This window comes from Sutterella wadsworthensis (genome assembly GCF_003315195.1).
Taxonomy (GTDB): domain Bacteria; phylum Pseudomonadota; class Gammaproteobacteria; order Burkholderiales; family Burkholderiaceae_F; genus Sutterella; species Sutterella wadsworthensis.
Genome location: NZ_QNRV01000001.1, coordinates 29,766 through 45,201, shown reverse-complemented (window position 1 = coordinate 45,201; position 15,436 = coordinate 29,766). Strand labels below are relative to the sequence as shown.

Below are 15,436 nucleotides of genomic sequence, written 5' to 3'. Positions count from 1 at the left end.
CTATTTTTACAGGAGCCGTTTTTTTTGGGCGGTGAAATTGTTTAAGCACTGCGCTTGGCCGCTCGTGCGGTCTTGGCAGAGAACTATGCTTTCATTACCTTCATCAGAATCGAAGCACTTTCATGCCCAATCTCTACCAGCTTTCGACACTTTCCGCACTGCTTCTCGGCGACTTTGAACCCTCGCTCTCCATCGGTGAGCTCAAGCGGCACGGCACACTCGGCATCGGCACTTTTGAAGGACTCGGCGGTGAGCTCATTATGCTCGACGGCGTCGTCTGGAACGGCACGCATACGGGCGAAGCCGTGCCGGCAGCCGACATCGAAAAAACGCCCTTTGCCTGCGTCATTGACTGGCAGCCTACCGCCTCTGCCGTCAAACTGCCCGCTGTCGGCAGTTTGGATAATCTTCGAACGGTTTTGGACGAAGCTGCAAAAGGCGCAGAAAATCGTGTGCTTGCTGTGCGGCTGCAAGTTTTTCACGCCGATGTGACCTTCCGCAGTTTTGCGCCGGCACCGAAACCGTGGAAGCCGATGAAGGACATGCTCTTTTCACAGAAAATCACCGCCGAGCGAAACATTCAGGCAGAGATCATTGGATTTCGCTTTCCCGGCTATCTCGAAAGCATCAACATGCCCGGCTGGCACCTGCACGTGTTAACCGCTCCCAACGATTCGGGAAAACGCTTCGGCGGACACCTCCTCAATATCACTGCGGATGCCGGCATCGAAGCGCAATGGATGGCGGCCGACGGTCTGGAATTAACTTTTCCCACCGGTGAAGCCGGGCGCATTTATGATGCACTGCCGCTTGACCAAGACCTCCGCGAGATCACTAAAGCCGCAGAAGGTTAAACGCGAAAGCCGCCGTGTCCATGAAGCATACGGCGGCTTTGCGCAGAGATTTTCAGTTCAGTGTCAACACACCGTCAAACTTCCGGCAACAGACGGCGAATATTCCCTCGAACCCAGCTGCCAAACGCAACATTGACGACAATGGCCGGTCCTGCCACATAAAAGAAAATGAGAGCGGCCGGAAAGTCATAGAGATATTCACCCATTCCAAAGCCGCGCAGCGCCTCGGCGGTGATGTCGGAGGTCACGGAAAAGAAAAAGGTGGAGAACCACGACACGGCAAAAGTTGAAAATACCCAGAGAACAAGGCGGGTATCTGAAAGGCTCTGCGCCTCCTGATGCTCACGCTTTCGATGAATCAAGCCGGGCAGCTGCAGCAGAACTGCCCCCAGACTCAAAAAGAGCGCAAGGAAAAGCACCAAAAGCACCAGCGAAATCGAAGTCCAGCTCTCCGCAGCAAGCATGAGAAGTTTGCCTTTGAGCACCATACCGCTGAAAAAAGCGACAAAAGCGCCGATGAGCGACGACATTTTGACAATGTCCCAAACAGCACCGGCGAAGCCGGTCCGGATGTCATCGGGATCGCCGGTCTTGATGATCTTTCTAAAGGCCATGTCTGAATGCTCCCTTTTGTATGGACGTTTGAACGTTCTTTGCATGCGCCGCCCCCTATTCAATCTTCAGAAAGGAGCGCTCGATGAATAGGGCGATATGGTAGCGGCAATCGTCCCATCATGTTTGCAGAAATATTGGCTCTCCAAGGCGGATCGAGGAGCCAAACCTTTCGCTTTGCAGCTCTATTCCAAAACGACCGAATCGAGCGTGGACAAAGGGGCGCTGGATGGAACACTGCCCGCCGCTCTGCTATCGGCATCACAAAAGAGCCGCGAGAAGTCCGAAATGGGACTAAGGAGTGCGGGCTCCGGCGTTTTCGGAGCCGGATCTGACCGCAGACTGGCTGCATCAGAAAATGACGTATAGCAGCAACGGCCGCCGCCCTGCCTTGGAGCAGTCCAAGGCGGAGCGGCAAAGCGACAGCCTGACAGAGTCAAAACCCCGTCACTTCAGTGATCGGACTGCTTAGGCTTCCAAATATGCAACAACAGCAAGGATGAAAAAGACTGCAGCCGCAATCTGGCGCATCAGCTTCATCGAAATCTTTTCGGCGAGTTTGTTGCCGATGAAAACTGCCGGGGCATCGGCAATCATGAGGCCGAGCGTCGTGCCGCAGACCACCCAGAAAGCTTCTGCCGGATAACGCGCAGCAAGCGCAACGGTGGCTACCTGCGTTTTGTCGCCGACTTCAGCGATGAAAAAGAGTATCACCGTCGTGCCGAAAACACCGAATCGCCGCAAGCGATCATCATTGCCGCCTTCATCGATCTTGTCCGGAATAAGAATCCAGATGCCCATGGCAATGAAGGAAACAATCAGAATCCAGCGCAGCAAGTCTGCACTGATAAAGTTCGCGAGCGTAGCACCCAAAGCGCCGGCAATCACATGGTTTAGGAAGGTGGCAACAAAAATCCCAAGGATGATTGTCCAGGGTTTGCGGAAGCGCGCAGCCAGAAAAACGGCAAGCAGCATCGTCTTGTCGCCGATCTCTGCAGCGGCAACGACGCCCGTGGAAAGGAGCGTGGTCTGAAAAATTTCAAACATGAGGGGGGTCTGAACGGCGTCGCGGCGGTCGGAAAAACCTGCTCGGCGCGTACCTTCCTGCCGCACGCCGTCACAACACAGACTCATGCAGAAGGTCGCGCCGCAGGTCTTGCCGATGCTCAACGGCCCGCTTGACGTTTGCCGCAATTATTTCTTGGAGGAAGCGGTCAAAACTGGCTCAAACGGTCGTTCATGCACCCCGCCGCCATGAGAAGCGGGGAAAAGCTCCTCAAGTATGTTGACGACGGGCGGAGACCGGACGACTGCCGGACTCCCTGGCTACTCCCCTGTGGGAGAGAGTTCGCATTTTAGCGTCGCAGACGTGGTTTTGCCACTCTTGGACCTATTTCACGATGCGGTGTTAAAACTGTGTTTCACAATATCAACAGCGGCATACAGCTGTACGATAAATTTGTCTTTTCTGTCGAGCCTGCGTCCATTAGGAATAAACTTAAAGACTTTTTTAGCTTTCAACGAAACAATGGCATTTTCCCTGTCGGACTGCCATTTATAGGACGCTTCCGTGTCGTCATCGAGTTCTGATACGCTTTTCCAGCTTCGCCAGTCGGCGATTCTGCTTCTTACGGCCATGATTTGGGGGGCAACCTTTGTTGCTCAGTCCCTTGGCATGGATTCCGTCGGACCCTTCACCTTCACTACAACCCGCATGCTCCTCGGGGCGTTCTTTCTGCTCCCGATAGTGCTGCTGCGGCGGAAACGCTTGGCGGCAGAAAAGCCTGCTGAAGCCGCAAGGCGCTCGGCTCCGCAATACCGCCGTACGCTGTTAATGGGCGGGATTCTCTGCGGGCTCTGTCTCTTCGGCGGGGAATCGCTGCAGCAGTTTGGCTTTGTGCACGATACGGAAGTAGGCAAGTCTGGCTTCATCACAGCGCTTTATATCGTCTTCGTCCCTATCATCAGTCTCTTCCTTGGGCGCCGCGGCAGTCCGCTCCTTTGGGCTGCTGTCGCGCTTTCACTGGTCGGCTTGTGGTTTCTCTGCATTCCGCCGGAAGGCTTCACGATTGCAGCGGGAGACCTCTTTGTACTTGCCTGTGCGGTGGTCTTTTCGCTCCACATTCTCGTCATTGGACGATACGTTTTGCTTGTCGACGCAGTCGAACTCTCAATGATGCAGTTTTTCTGCGGTTCGATCCTCGCTTTCTTCGCCATGCTGGCACTGGAGTCACCCACTTGGATCGGCTGGCAGACTGCACTTCCCGCCATGCTTTGGGCCGGCATCATGAGCAACGGCATCGCCTATACGCTGCAGATCGTTGGCCAGCGCGGCATGAACGACACCACGTCGAGCCTGATTCTGAGTCTGGAAAGTGTTTTCTCAGTCATTTCCGGCTGGCTCATCCTCAATGAAGTCCTCTCTATGCGGGAAGGTCTGGGCTGCGTGCTGATGGCCGCAGCTGTAGTACTCGCTCAACTGCCCGGCAACAAAAGGTGACACAAGAGCACGCTGCATACAAGAGCCCAGCTCCTATACTTTTCGACATCGAATGAATTTCGCTGATGGAGCCTCATCATGAATTTTCTCATCGTTAATGCCGGCTGCCGCATCAATGGTCAGGGCGGCACGCTTTCGGCCGCAATGGTTGAGCTTGCCGAGCGTACGCTCAAGCATCACGGCCACTGCGTTGTTGTCACCGATCTCAACGAACCTTATGTCGTTGCCGACGAAGTCAAGAAGATTCTGGAAGCTGATGTTTTGATCTTCCAAACGCCGGGCTGGTGGATGACCACGCCCTGGCAGCTCATCAAGTATGAAGACGATGTCTTTGTCTCACCGGAACTTTGCGGCGGAGACGGCCGTACGCGCAGCGATCCGGAGAAGAAATACGGTTCGGGCGGCTTCCTTACCAATAAACGTTATGTGCTTTCCACCACCTGGAATGCACCGTTGGAAGCCTTCACTGATCCCCAGCAGTTCTTCGAAGGCAAGGGGCTTGACGGGCTCTTCATGCCTTTCCACAAAACCATGCAGTTCCTCGGCCTCAAAGCCTATCCGAGCTTCATGGTGAATGACGTTTTTAAACACCCGACCATTGAAGCTGATTTCAAGCGCTGGGAAGCCTACCTCACCGAGCATTTCGGTCAAAACGCCTGAAATATTCAGCTTGCTTCACCCGCCGACCCGCATGCATGGACGCCAGCCCGCATGCGGGTTTCTTTTTGCATATAAGGCAATTACATAAGGCGCTCAGCGAATAGCTGCGCTAACCTCTGCCAATATGTTTTGCGGCTTTGACGCCCGTGCATTCAACCTTCATCAGCAAAATATAATATGCAATACAATTTCGACTGTATTATCGACCGCACCCAGATTGACAGCGTCAAATGGACGGCTTATCCAAAAGATGTTCTTCCGCTTTGGGTGGCAGACTCTGACTTCCAGTCACCTGAACCTGTTGTCGCTGCCGTACAGAAAATTGTCGACACGAAGGTTTTTGGCTATCCCAATGGCCACTCTGGTGTTCTCGAACGTGCCGCTGTTTCCTGGTGCCAGCGCAAGTACAACTTCACCTTCAGTGAATCCGAAATCCACTATTGCCCCTCCATGAGTTTTGGCCTTGCCATTGCCATCCGCGCCTTTACTCAGCCGGGCGGCAAGGTACTCATGCAGACCCCCATCTACCCGCCCTTCACAGAGCTCACCAAAGCCAACGGACGCGTGTGCTCAATGAATCCGCTCAAATTCGTCAACGGCCGTTATGAAGTGGATTTTGAAGACTTTAAGCGTCGCGCCGCTGATCCTGACTGTTCCCTCTTCCTGCTCTGCAGTCCGCACAACCCTACCGGCCGTGTATTTTCAGCGGATGAACTGAACCGTTTCGTTGAAATCTGTGCTGCCCATGACGTTGTGATCCTCTCCGACGAAGTCCATTCCGGTTTTGTTTTTAAGGGCGAACACGCTTTCCTGCCGGGGCTGTCGGAGACTGCCGCACGCATCTCCGTCTGGGGTTCAAGTCCTTCCAAAACCTTCAATACTGCAGGTCTGCGCGCTGCGTCTTTGGGATCCAAGAACCCGGAACTCAATGCCAAGCTCAAGGCTGAACTCACTGCGAGCCAGCCCGATCGTTCCATCTTCAGTCAAACCGCCTTTGCCGCCGCCTGGACTGAATGCGACGATTACGGTGAACAAGTCGCTGCCTATGTGAAAAAGAATCTCGAATTTGCTGTCGAATTCTTCCGCACCCGTATTCCTTCCATTAAGACCTACCTGCCTGATGCCACCTATCTCATGTGGCTTGACTGCAGCGCACTTGGTTTTAAAACCCAGACTGAACTCAGTGAATTTTTCGTCAAGGAAGCCAAAGTCGCGCTCAACCCCGGCGAAAGCTTCGGTCCGGGCGGTGAACAGCACATGCGTCTGAATACCGCCTGTCCGAGAAGCACGCTCGAAACGGCACTCCAGCGTATTGAAGCCGCCGCAGCTCGCCGCTGCGCCCTGCTCGGCTGATTCTTCTCACGCCGCCCATTAAAACGGGCAGCCTTGCGGCTGCCCGTTTATTGCTTATTCAACTGCTCCTTAATGAACAGTCAAACGCAACGTGGATTAAGGCTTATTTCAAGGCTGCCACACGCTGACCGATGATGTATCCCTGCGTGATGCAGCGCCCGAGGCCGTGCTGCGAAGAACCGCCGGCGGATTCGCCGCCGCACCAGAGACCCGCAATGGGCTTCCCAGAGAGGTCAACCACACGGCAGTCCTTATCGATGCGCAGACCCGCGTAAGAATCATGGACGGCGAAAGTAGCCCAAGCTGCATAGAAGGGCCCCGTTTCAATTGCATACTGCGGCGCGGGCTTATCGAAATCCTCGTCTTTGCCTGCCTTCACAAAGGTGTTGTAGCGAGCAACACTTTCGGCAAGCACCTTGCCGTCCATCTTCCACTTCTGCCAAGGCGACGTATTGATCTTGGCGGCCAAGGCTTCAAGCGTATCCGCTTCAAAGAAAAGTTCCGGATCACAGATTCCCGGCGTCAGCGTAATGTTTTCGCGTTCAAGCGCTTTTGCGTCGAAGATCGCCCACTGCGGACCCGCGGAGAAATCGGGTTCAGCGGAACCCTCATTGAGGGCTAGCGCAGCATCAATGTAGTTGCGCGGACGGAATGGTTTACGCGTGGTGTTGCGCCAATCGCCGTGCACATACGGTTTCCCGTCCTTAAAGAAGCCTTCATGGGAACCATTCGGATAGCCGCTCTCGAGTTCGTTGTAAAAGCGCTTGCCGACCTGGTTGACAATAATCGCATCCTGCCAGTCACGAATGTTGAGCCCTGAGTGCTTAATAAGCGGATAGAGCGGAGACTTTGGGGTCCAGCGAATATAGTTGGTGCGGACACCCACCAGCGGGCGTTTTCTGAGTGAGCCGTTGCGATCCATCGCCTGATTTGCAGTTCCCCAAAGCGATGCGCCGATGGCCATTGCCGCCAATTCGCCCGAAGCATCCTGCGGCGAATATTCTTCCGCGGCATTGGCATATTCGGCCGTCAGACGCGGATCAAAAATACGCCGGAACTCGACGTTGCCGGCATTGCCGCCCGTCGCGATGACAAGCGCTTTCTTAGCGTGAACGACGATAGTTTCAGAGGTTTCCGAAATATTCCCTTCACTCTTAAAGCTCGAGAGCGGCTTTCCGGTTTCCGGATTGACTTTAGGTGAATAATGCGCCTTCAGTCCAACCACTCGGCGGTCCCCCTCAGCCTCTCTGTAGAGTTCATCCATGTGATAGTTGAGCAGAAACTGAACTCCCTTCTTTCTTGCCGAAGCCTCAAGACTGCGCATAAGGAGTGTTCCGCCGGCGCCGGCAGGGCTTTCCGCGGACTGACCTTTGAACCAGAGCGTATGGTGCTCGCGCCGAGCGCTGAGCCCAACGGCATGTGCACCGCTGTTGTCGGGCGCTTGATCCACAAAAGGCACGCCGTTGGCAAGCAGGAATTCGAACGCCGGGGCCATATTAAAAGCGAGCGCGTGCTGCACAGCACGGTCGTTGTAGCGATAGTCCGGCATGCCGCCCGACTCAACGATCGACCAGTCTGTCAAATCCTTAAAAACCAATTCCGGCGAATCTTTAATACCGTACTTTTTCTGGAAAGAAGTGCCTCCGCCCAACGGCACATTGCCGCCAGACGTAATGGCATGACCGCCGATATCGTAATTAGCGTCAACAACGAGCACCGAAAGGCCTGCATCACGTGCGCCGATTGCAGCAGGAAGTCCTACAGCCCCCGCCCCGATGATTACAACGTCGGCTTCGTAATTCCATTTCTTCGGCATCGCAGCACTGCACGGAGCAGCCGCTGCGGAAGCGGTGCCGGACAATCCTGTCATTCCGGCAAAAGCCGTGCTAATCAATACGTTGCGGCGTGAAATATTGACCATAATGAATCCTCCTAAAAGCTCGGCGATACTCATGATCACCTTTGAGCTTGATTTCAGAATACTCCTGAAATCAGTAAAGTGGACATGCGAACGAATCCCAATATCAATCACGCAGTGAAAAAGCGCCGCAGCGATATAACCCGCTGCGGCGCGTGTGGAAAAACTTAAATGATTGTTTTCATTTGTACGTTTTAAAAAGCTTTATTCCACCCATTCCGCTTCGTAAAACTCCATCCCTGTATCGGGCAGCGCATTGAAATTTTTCAGGTGCACATTGGAGGCCGTTGTGCTGTCTTCGAAAACCAAGAACGCTACAGGCACCTCATCCCACAAGATTTCCTGAACTTCACGGTAAATAGCGTCACGCTTCTTCTGATCGGACTCGTTGACAGCCTTGTCGAAAAGTTCATCGACCTTAGGATTGTTGTAGTAGCCCTCGTTGGAAAGCTTGGGCGGCATTTCGCGAGAGTCAAAAATCGGACGCATCCCCCAATCCGGTTCTACCGTAGAGTTCGACCAGCCAATGTAATAGAGACGATTAGGCGACTCCGACGGCACCTTGTTCGCCTCTACCAGCGACACACGCTGCCCTGCCTCGAGAATACGGGTTTCCGTCTTGATGCCGACCTGTGCGAGCTGCTGCTGGATGAACTGGATCACCTTGCTGGAGGTGGAGTTGTTGTAGCCCGACCAAAGCTTCGTCGAGAAGCCGTTGGGGAACCCCGCCTCAGCCAAGAGACGCTTAGCTTCCTGCGGATCATATTTCGGCACGCCGAGGTCAACCGCAGACGGAATGGGGAGAGGCAGAACCCCCGTAGCCGGCCGAGCATAGCCTGAGAAGGCCACTTTGCAGAGTGCTTCGCGATTGATGGCCAGACTGATGGCCTTTCGCACACGCACATCGTCAAAGGGCTTATGAGCATTATTGATTGAGAGATACCTCATCATGATCGACGGGACCACATTGAGCTTGAGCTCGGGATCATTCTCAATGTCTTTGACCTGTTCGACAGGCATCGGCTGAATGAAAGCCGCCTCCTTTGTGCGCAGCATCGCAGCGCGGGAAGCGTTTTCAGCGACAGGGAGCCAAGTGATGGAATCCAGTTTAGGGAGCCCTTTTACTCGATAATTCGGATTCTTGACCACCACCAAGCGCTCACTCGGGTTGTAATCCTTGAGAAGATAAGGCCCGGTGCCGCAGGGATTAAAAGCGATCCCGCGGCCATCCATGGTTTTGATTGTGTTCGGGCAAATCATCTGTCCGGAGCCGTTGGCCAAACGCTGCAAAAATCCGGGCGTACGGCGGCTGAGGACAAACTTCACATGAAGACGATCAACAACTTCGATCCGTCCGATGAAATTAAAGAACGATCGGCGTGAAAGGTGATTGTCCGGATTGAGCACTCGCTCGAAATTGAGCTTCACCGCTTCCGCCGTAAAGTCCGTACCGTCATGAAACTTCACGCCGTCACGAAGTTTGAAAGTATAAACCAGCCCATCCTCGCTCACTTCATACGATTCGGCAAGCTGAGGAACTGGTTTGAGATTTTTGTCGAAACTATAAAGCCCTTCGTAGAACGACTTTGCGACAGTGCGCGACAACAGGTCGGTCGCTTGATAAGGATCTAGCGTCGTGAATGACGAACCAACCGCCACCGTAATGCCGCGGGCTTGACTGCCGGAAGGAAGTATGGCAGCGGCAGCGAGGGAAACGGCGCAGACGGCTGAGAGAAGACTTTTGCGCATGGCGTGCGGATTCCTTCAAGGAAAACTGGCCGCACGGCCGTTCAACCGTCCATACGGCGAGATTTGCTGCAGTTTTGACTACAGCTCCTGAGACGTACCGAACTGCATAAGGAGCGTTTGTTATAGAAACAGGAGCCGATTAAAGCCTAGCGCTCCTTATATCCGCCTCGCCTCGGCGCTATGTCTTATCCCTTTGAATCGATCCGCAAGCATTTTGGGTTGACCAATTGTCAACACGCAAACGTTCGCACTAATGCCCGTAATGTACCCGCTTCCGTCGAAGCTTTTGGAGTATTCAAGCGTCCAGAACGAGCTTTGACGCAAAAAAGAGGAACAGACTTCCCAGTGCCGTATTGCCGAGCTTTCTCAGGCTCGGTACACGTGCGAGGCTGCGAAGCAGCGCTGCTCCCAGCGTAATGAGCACCGCAAACCACATCACACTGAAGCTCTCAAGAATCATCGCGAGAATAAAGTATGAAATCCCCGGATGAGCATATGAACTGTCGATGAATTGAACGAAAAAGGAAACGTAAAAAAGAATCGACTTGGGATTGGTAAGTGACAAGCCGAGCGCTGTGCGGAAAGCACGCAGTGCTGCACCCTTGGCCGGTTTCGTCTGTTCGGAGACACTGAGCTCGGCAGCAGTTCCTGCGGGCTTTGCTCGCTTAACGAAGAAGGTGTTCCAAATCACCTTTGCCCCAATCCACGCAAGGTAAATGCCCCCGCCGATTTTCACCATTGAGAACGCGAGCGGATGGCTCTTAATCATTGCCGCTACGCCCAGATAGGCGAGGAAGATCAGAACCGCATCGCCAATCAGTACGGCAAGAAGACCCGCGCAGCCGGCACGCCGGCCATCCAAAACACTCGTCTTCAAAACATAGAGTGAATTAGGACCCGGCGCGATCACGATCATGAAAGCGCCGGCGATGTAGATCCACGGATTAATGATGCCGAACTGCTCGAACATAGCAAAGCTCAAATCTGCGCACTGACAACGGATTCGTCAGAAGCCTCAACAAAAAAGGTTCGCGATTTTAGCGCTGAATAAAGTCAGCTTCAACCCAGTCTTGAAGTGTGTATTCTTATTTAGTTCGCCTCAGCAGTCATTCCAGCTCCTTCTTCAGAGGTGGGGTATGGATGCCTCGTGAAATAAACGTTCAGCAGAATTGGAATTAAAAAAATTGTAAAAAGCGTCGATGCGGTCGTTCCAAATATGAAAGTGATGGCCAAACCGCCGAATACGGGGTCGGGAATCAAAATCACGCTTCCCAAAATAATCGCCAAAGTGGTGAGCAAAATGGGACGCAGACGAACAGCTCCGGCATCAATGAGCGCATCCTTGAGCGGCAGTCCAGCCTTCAAGTAATCAAGCACAAAATCAATGATGAGGAGCGAACTTCTTACCACAACGCCAGCCAAAGCCGTCACACCGACCAAAGAGGACGCAGAGAACTGTGTGCCGAAGAGCCAATGGCCCGGGATCAGTCCAATAAAGCAGAGCGGGACAGCCGAGAGCGCAATCAAAGCGAGCGCAAAAGAGCGGTAGTACGCGACAAAAATGAGAAAAATAGAGCCCAGCGACAGACAGAGTGACACAGCGAGATCACGGTAGCTGTCGAGCATCATGCGCATTTCGCCTTGCCACAGGAGAACGGCCGGCGACTGGGTTAGATCGGGGCGTTCATCGCTCCAGGTCAGATTGCCGGTAGCAAGTTTGCCGCCTTCGGGCAGCGCCATGCCCCTTAAACGATTATTCAGATCCAGCACGGCATAGGTCGGTGTCGTCGAGCCCATTTCGCCGCCCACCGCCGCCATACGAACGCCGTCCTTCTTTTCAATGCGTCTTGCGGCTGTCGTTTTTTCGACCTTGATGATGGACGAGAGCGGCACACGCACACCAGCAGCGCCGGCAATGGTGATGCCCGAGAGCAAAGTCGGATCGAACTCCTCAGCGTACGGAATTTCAAGACGAATGGGCTGCGGCGAACGTTCACCGTCCGCATGCGCCCAGCCGATGATGCTGCCCGACGCAAGATTTTTCAATTCAAATGCGGCGGCAGCCGGGAGCACGCCGGCGGCAGCCGCCTTCTCCCGATCAATGCTGAGCCGCCATTCGGTCTGATCCGCTTTCTGAGTATTAGTAACCTCTACCACATCATAAGTTTTCCGAAACTCTTTCTGGGTACGGTCAGCTAGCCAACGAAGTTCCTCCGGGTCATTGGCATATATTTCTGCGTAGATGGTTCCGCGAAGCGGCGGTCCCGGCGGATCTTCCACCACCTGAATCGTGCTGCCTGGATAAGCATCGGACACGCTTCGGAGTGCAGTCCGCAGTTCTCGTGCAATCTCGATGGACGAACGCCGACCGGAATTTTTATCCGTGAGATTGACTCGTACGGCGCCGATTTCACTGCCCTTGGCAGGCGTCATACGCATCATGGAATTGAAATCTGCAACTCCCGACAGTCCGGCCCAGCTTTGCCAATTGACAACTTCGGGAATTTTGGCGACTTCAGCCGCCGTATCGCGGACAGCACGATCCAGCGCCTCCACAGGGGTGCCCACGGGCAGCTCAATGGTGACGTTGAAAGTGTTTTTATTGTCCTTGGGCAGGAATCCCATCTCGACGCCCCATGCGGGCGTTGGGCTGTTCAATCCGCCGGGAATGAGACATTGCCCGAAAGGCATGATGAAAACTGCTATACAGAGAAAAGCAGTTGCACACACAAAGACAATTTCTCGTCTGGGATGACCGATCAACAAGCGTGCCGGTATGCTGTAAAGCTTGCCGAAACGACCTCCGGGAAGCGTTCGGCCGCCGGCCGATGAGCTGTCAATCGGCGGCTGCGGGATCCACCGTCTTGCCGCCCAGGGAGCGACGGTATAAGCGATCAGAAAGCTTGCCGCCAGAGCCACCGGCACAGTGAAACCCACCGGGTAAAAATACTGTTTAGGCATGCCCGTCAAAGCCGGAATCAACGAAGCAAAAACCACCATCACGGTGATCGTAGCCAACAGCGTTGCACTGCCGATTTCTCCCGCTGCTTCAATGGCCCGGTTTGAACGGTCCTGCCGTCCCGACAATTTTGAGAGCCCGTAATGACGCACAATGTTCTCAATCACCACGATCGAATCGTCAACCAAAAGGCCGAGCGCAATGATGAGTGCATAAAGTGTCAGGCGATTGATCGTGAAGCCCGAAAGGCCCACAACACCTAAAGTAATAGCCAGAATGAGCGGTACCGTGACGGCGACGATGACTGCAGCCCGCCATCCCAGAAAGACAAGCGTCACCGTCACTACGGCGATAACAGCAATTGCCAGATGCTCAATCAAAGTATTGACGGCATCGTTGGCCTTCGCGCCGTCGTCGCGTGTGACGACAACATCAACATCGGCCGGAATGACGGTGCCCTTCATTCGCTCAATACGGGCGATCGCCTCGTCGGCCACAACAACAGCGTTGGCATTTTTGCGTTTGGCAATGGCAAGCGAAACGCTTGGATGCTCGACAATGCCGCCGGCAGCAGATTCATGCTGCGATGAAGCTCGTCCCCAGCCGAAACGACTGGAGGCAGCCGCCTGCTGAGTAGCGCCGTCGCGGATTTTTGCAACATCTTCCAGATGCACCGGATTTCCTGCCGGTGAAAAACCAACCACCAAGCGCCTGAGATCAGCAGCAGACTTGATCGCATTGGCCAGGCGCACTCGGGCTTCAGTGCCCTTTGTCACCGTTGTTCCTAAAGGTCCGGCAGAGCCTGCAGCGCGCACGGCAGCGGTCACGCTCGCAAACGAAAGACCAAAACTCTCGAGCCTTGCCGGATCGATTTCAACAATCAGTTCGCGATCACGTCCGCCGATAACGTCAACGGTAGAGATGTCTTCGAGTCCCATCAGTCGATCGAGAACGTCCCAGGCAATCCGCCTCAGCCCTTCATCGCCGTATTTTTCTGAAACGAGAGAAACTGCCAAAATGGGTACATCATCGACATCGGCGCTCTTCACCCACGGCCCAAGCATATCGGCCGGCAGTTCGGCACGCCCGCCGACGATACGGTCGGCAAGCTTGACCAGAGACTCTTCTTTGTTCTCTCCGACTTTGAACTGCACCACCACGACAGCAGCAGAATCCACAGCGGTTGACCAATAGTGGTCAACGCCGGGAATCTGGTTGATGATGGCTTCCAAAGGCCTGATGACCTTAGCCTCCATCTCGTCGGGCTCTGCGCCTGGCAGCACAGCCTGCACTGCCGCCGCAGGCATGGAAATCTGCGGATTTTCCTCGCGCGGCGTCGAAAGAACCGCCCAAATACCAAAAATCAAAGCCGCAATCATCAGAACAAGCGTGAGCTTGCTCTCAATAAACCCGCCCGCCAATTGCCCAGTCAGCGTGTGCCGCGGATTCATTGCTGATCTCCAGTTTGTGCTCTTGAATCCGCCTCTGTCACACAATCGCCGTCAGTGAGCTGATGTTTCGGTCGATCAACAAAGCGAACGGGTGAATTACCAAGGTCTTCCAAACCTGCAAGTACTTCTGCAAGACCGTTTTCACGAGTGCCGAGACGCAGCCAATGAAAATAGGCGCATTGATTTTGGCCTGCGTCCGCATGGCGACAAGTTTGCAAAACAAATGCCCCCTCCAATCCGCCCAGCCGCGTAAGCGCCGATTCAGGCACAAAACGTCTTGACGCCTTACCGGCAGTGATCTCAATACGGCCGAACATGCCTGGCCGAACGGAAGCTGCTTCGCGGGATGCAAGCGCCTTAAAGCCGGCTCGAACAAAATAGGTTCGCGCCAGCGGATCCGCAGAAGCCGAAGCGTTCTCAATGACGACTTCAAGGGGTTCATTAATGCCGTCGAGCTTCACTCGGCCGATCACACCCGGTTTTGCATATTGAGCGGCACTCTGGGGTACGCGAAACTCAAATTTAGGAGCCTCCTCGGAATCGAGCACCACTATCGGCAGCCCGGGAACAGCCATGTCGCCGGCACGGCGCAGCACCCGCACAACACGGCCCTCACGGGGCGACTTCCCAATAATGTATTCAAGCTCTCCATGCGCAGCGCTGGCAAATCCTTGGGCCTGCGCTAAATCTGCCCGTGCCCCATCACGCTTAAGCGTTGCTTTGCGCCAATCGTTGTTAGACACCAGTCCCTCACGATAAAGCGCATCTATCTTCTCACGGTCAAGCTCCGCATCCTTTAGGGCTGCTTGGGCCGCCTTTAACTTGCCGTCTGCGGCGTGAATCGCAGCAAGCACATCTTTGGAGTCAAGCTTAAAAAGCACGTCGCCTTTTTGGAGTAAATCCCCTTCTTTTACCGGAATTTCTTCAATATAAGCAGCAAGGCGGCTGGCCGCTTCAATGCGCGCAGATGCCGCCACGGAGCCCGCTGCCTGAATAAGCTGAGGCTGATAGGCCGGCTCAAGGATCACTGACACCGTTATCGGTGCCTGACGCTCGTTATTGGCTGCAGACGTTGTTTGTGATTCGCTGCAGCCTGACAGAATCAAAACCGCCGCAGCTGTCCAAGCAGCAAAGACATATTCTCGCGACAAGATCTTCATCGGCCAAGCCGCAATCAATGCTGCAAGCTGCATAGTTCTTTTCCCAAAAAATCTGCATGGAACACTTCGGTTCCTGAAGCTTATGCTGATTTTTTTAATTTTAGACAATAGTTCTCATTTAAAGCTTCAAACTGCTCTGCCTACAGCTGTATTCAAAAAATCCACAGAGCAGCAGCATCCCTGCTGATGCCTCAGTCACTTTATTAACAATTTTTTACTA

At 54.1% G+C, this 15,436-nt stretch carries 11 protein-coding genes; 4 read left to right on the top strand and 7 right to left on the bottom strand.

Features of this window, described 5'->3' with window-relative positions; all coding sequences use genetic code 11:
* Positions 1-122: 122 nt before the first annotated feature.
* Entirely contained in the window at positions 123-854 is a 732-nt protein-coding gene (locus DES29_RS00180) for an acetolactate decarboxylase (RefSeq protein ID WP_113854256.1), read from the top strand.
* A 74-nt stretch (positions 855-928) separates the two neighbouring features.
* Here the strand turns inward: DES29_RS00180 and DES29_RS00175 are convergent, their stop codons facing one another.
* Together DES29_RS00175 and DES29_RS00165 are read right to left on the bottom strand one after the other, a co-directional pair.
* Positions 929-1,468 carry a hypothetical protein gene (locus DES29_RS00175; RefSeq protein WP_021994740.1) on the bottom strand — a complete coding sequence of 180 codons (540 nt, stop codon included), beginning with the start codon at positions 1,466-1,468 and terminating at the stop codon, positions 929-931.
* Positions 1,469-1,934: 466 nt separating this feature from the next.
* Positions 1,935-2,513, bottom strand: a complete 579-nt coding sequence (locus DES29_RS00165) for a TMEM165/GDT1 family protein (protein ID WP_005430168.1) — start codon at positions 2,511-2,513, stop codon at positions 1,935-1,937.
* 523 nt (positions 2,514-3,036) lie between these two features.
* On the opposite strand from DES29_RS00165, the gene DES29_RS00160 reads away from it, so the two are divergent.
* The 3 genes from DES29_RS00160 (at position 3,037) to DES29_RS00150 (ending at position 5,979) form a co-directional block, all read left to right on the top strand.
* Positions 3,037-3,966: a DMT family transporter gene (locus DES29_RS00160; protein WP_016474136.1), complete on the top strand. Its 930-nt coding sequence runs from the start codon at positions 3,037-3,039 to the stop codon at positions 3,964-3,966.
* 78 nt (positions 3,967-4,044) lie between these two features.
* Positions 4,045-4,626, top strand: coding sequence for an NAD(P)H-dependent oxidoreductase (locus DES29_RS00155; protein ID WP_021994786.1), 582 nt, complete (start codon positions 4,045-4,047; stop codon positions 4,624-4,626).
* A 177-nt stretch (positions 4,627-4,803) separates the two neighbouring features.
* A complete protein-coding gene (locus DES29_RS00150) occupies positions 4,804-5,979 on the top strand; it encodes a MalY/PatB family protein (protein WP_113854254.1) in 1,176 nt (391 codons plus the stop codon).
* 103 nt (positions 5,980-6,082) lie between these two features.
* Here DES29_RS00150 and DES29_RS00145 read toward each other — a convergent pair whose 3' ends face one another.
* The 5 genes from DES29_RS00145 to DES29_RS00125 form a co-directional block, all read right to left on the bottom strand.
* On the bottom strand, positions 6,083-7,900 hold the full coding sequence (locus DES29_RS00145; protein WP_005430163.1) for an FAD-dependent oxidoreductase: 1,818 nt from the start codon (positions 7,898-7,900) through the stop codon (positions 6,083-6,085).
* A gap of 201 nt (positions 7,901-8,101) precedes the next feature.
* Positions 8,102-9,646, bottom strand: coding sequence for an ABC transporter substrate-binding protein (locus DES29_RS00140; protein ID WP_113854252.1), 1,545 nt, complete (start codon positions 9,644-9,646; stop codon positions 8,102-8,104).
* Positions 9,647-9,941: 295 nt separating this feature from the next.
* On the bottom strand, positions 9,942-10,616 hold the full coding sequence (gene leuE / locus DES29_RS00135) for a leucine efflux protein LeuE (RefSeq protein WP_016474132.1): 675 nt from the start codon (positions 10,614-10,616) through the stop codon (positions 9,942-9,944).
* A gap of 119 nt (positions 10,617-10,735) precedes the next feature.
* Positions 10,736-14,056 (bottom strand): efflux RND transporter permease subunit, encoded by a 3,321-nt coding sequence (locus DES29_RS00130; RefSeq protein ID WP_021994784.1) that lies wholly within the window; start codon positions 14,054-14,056, stop codon positions 10,736-10,738.
* On the bottom strand, positions 14,053-15,249 hold the full coding sequence (locus DES29_RS00125; RefSeq protein WP_113854251.1) for an efflux RND transporter periplasmic adaptor subunit: 1,197 nt from the start codon (positions 15,247-15,249) through the stop codon (positions 14,053-14,055). Before DES29_RS00125 ends, DES29_RS00130 begins: the two co-directional genes overlap by 4 nt.
* Positions 15,250-15,436: the final 187 nt, after the last annotated feature.

Coding starts and splice junctions, on each gene's coding strand:
- DES29_RS00180 (WP_113854256.1), top strand. CDS start 123: ATGCCCAATCTCTACCAGCTTTCGACACTTTCCGCACTGCTTCTCGGC.
- DES29_RS00175 (WP_021994740.1), bottom strand. CDS start 1,468: ATGGCCTTTAGAAAGATCATCAAGACCGGCGATCCCGATGACATCCGG.
- DES29_RS00165 (WP_005430168.1), bottom strand. CDS start 2,513: ATGTTTGAAATTTTTCAGACCACGCTCCTTTCCACGGGCGTCGTTGCC.
- DES29_RS00155 (WP_021994786.1), top strand. CDS start 4,045: ATGAATTTTCTCATCGTTAATGCCGGCTGCCGCATCAATGGTCAGGGC.
- DES29_RS00150 (WP_113854254.1), top strand. CDS start 4,804: ATGCAATACAATTTCGACTGTATTATCGACCGCACCCAGATTGACAGC.
- DES29_RS00145 (WP_005430163.1), bottom strand. CDS start 7,900: ATGGTCAATATTTCACGCCGCAACGTATTGATTAGCACGGCTTTTGCC.
- DES29_RS00140 (WP_113854252.1), bottom strand. CDS start 9,646: ATGCGCAAAAGTCTTCTCTCAGCCGTCTGCGCCGTTTCCCTCGCTGCC.
- leuE (WP_016474132.1), bottom strand. CDS start 10,616: ATGTTCGAGCAGTTCGGCATCATTAATCCGTGGATCTACATCGCCGGC.
- DES29_RS00130 (WP_021994784.1), bottom strand. CDS start 14,056: ATGAATCCGCGGCACACGCTGACTGGGCAATTGGCGGGCGGGTTTATT.
- DES29_RS00125 (WP_113854251.1), bottom strand. CDS start 15,249: ATGCAGCTTGCAGCATTGATTGCGGCTTGGCCGATGAAGATCTTGTCG.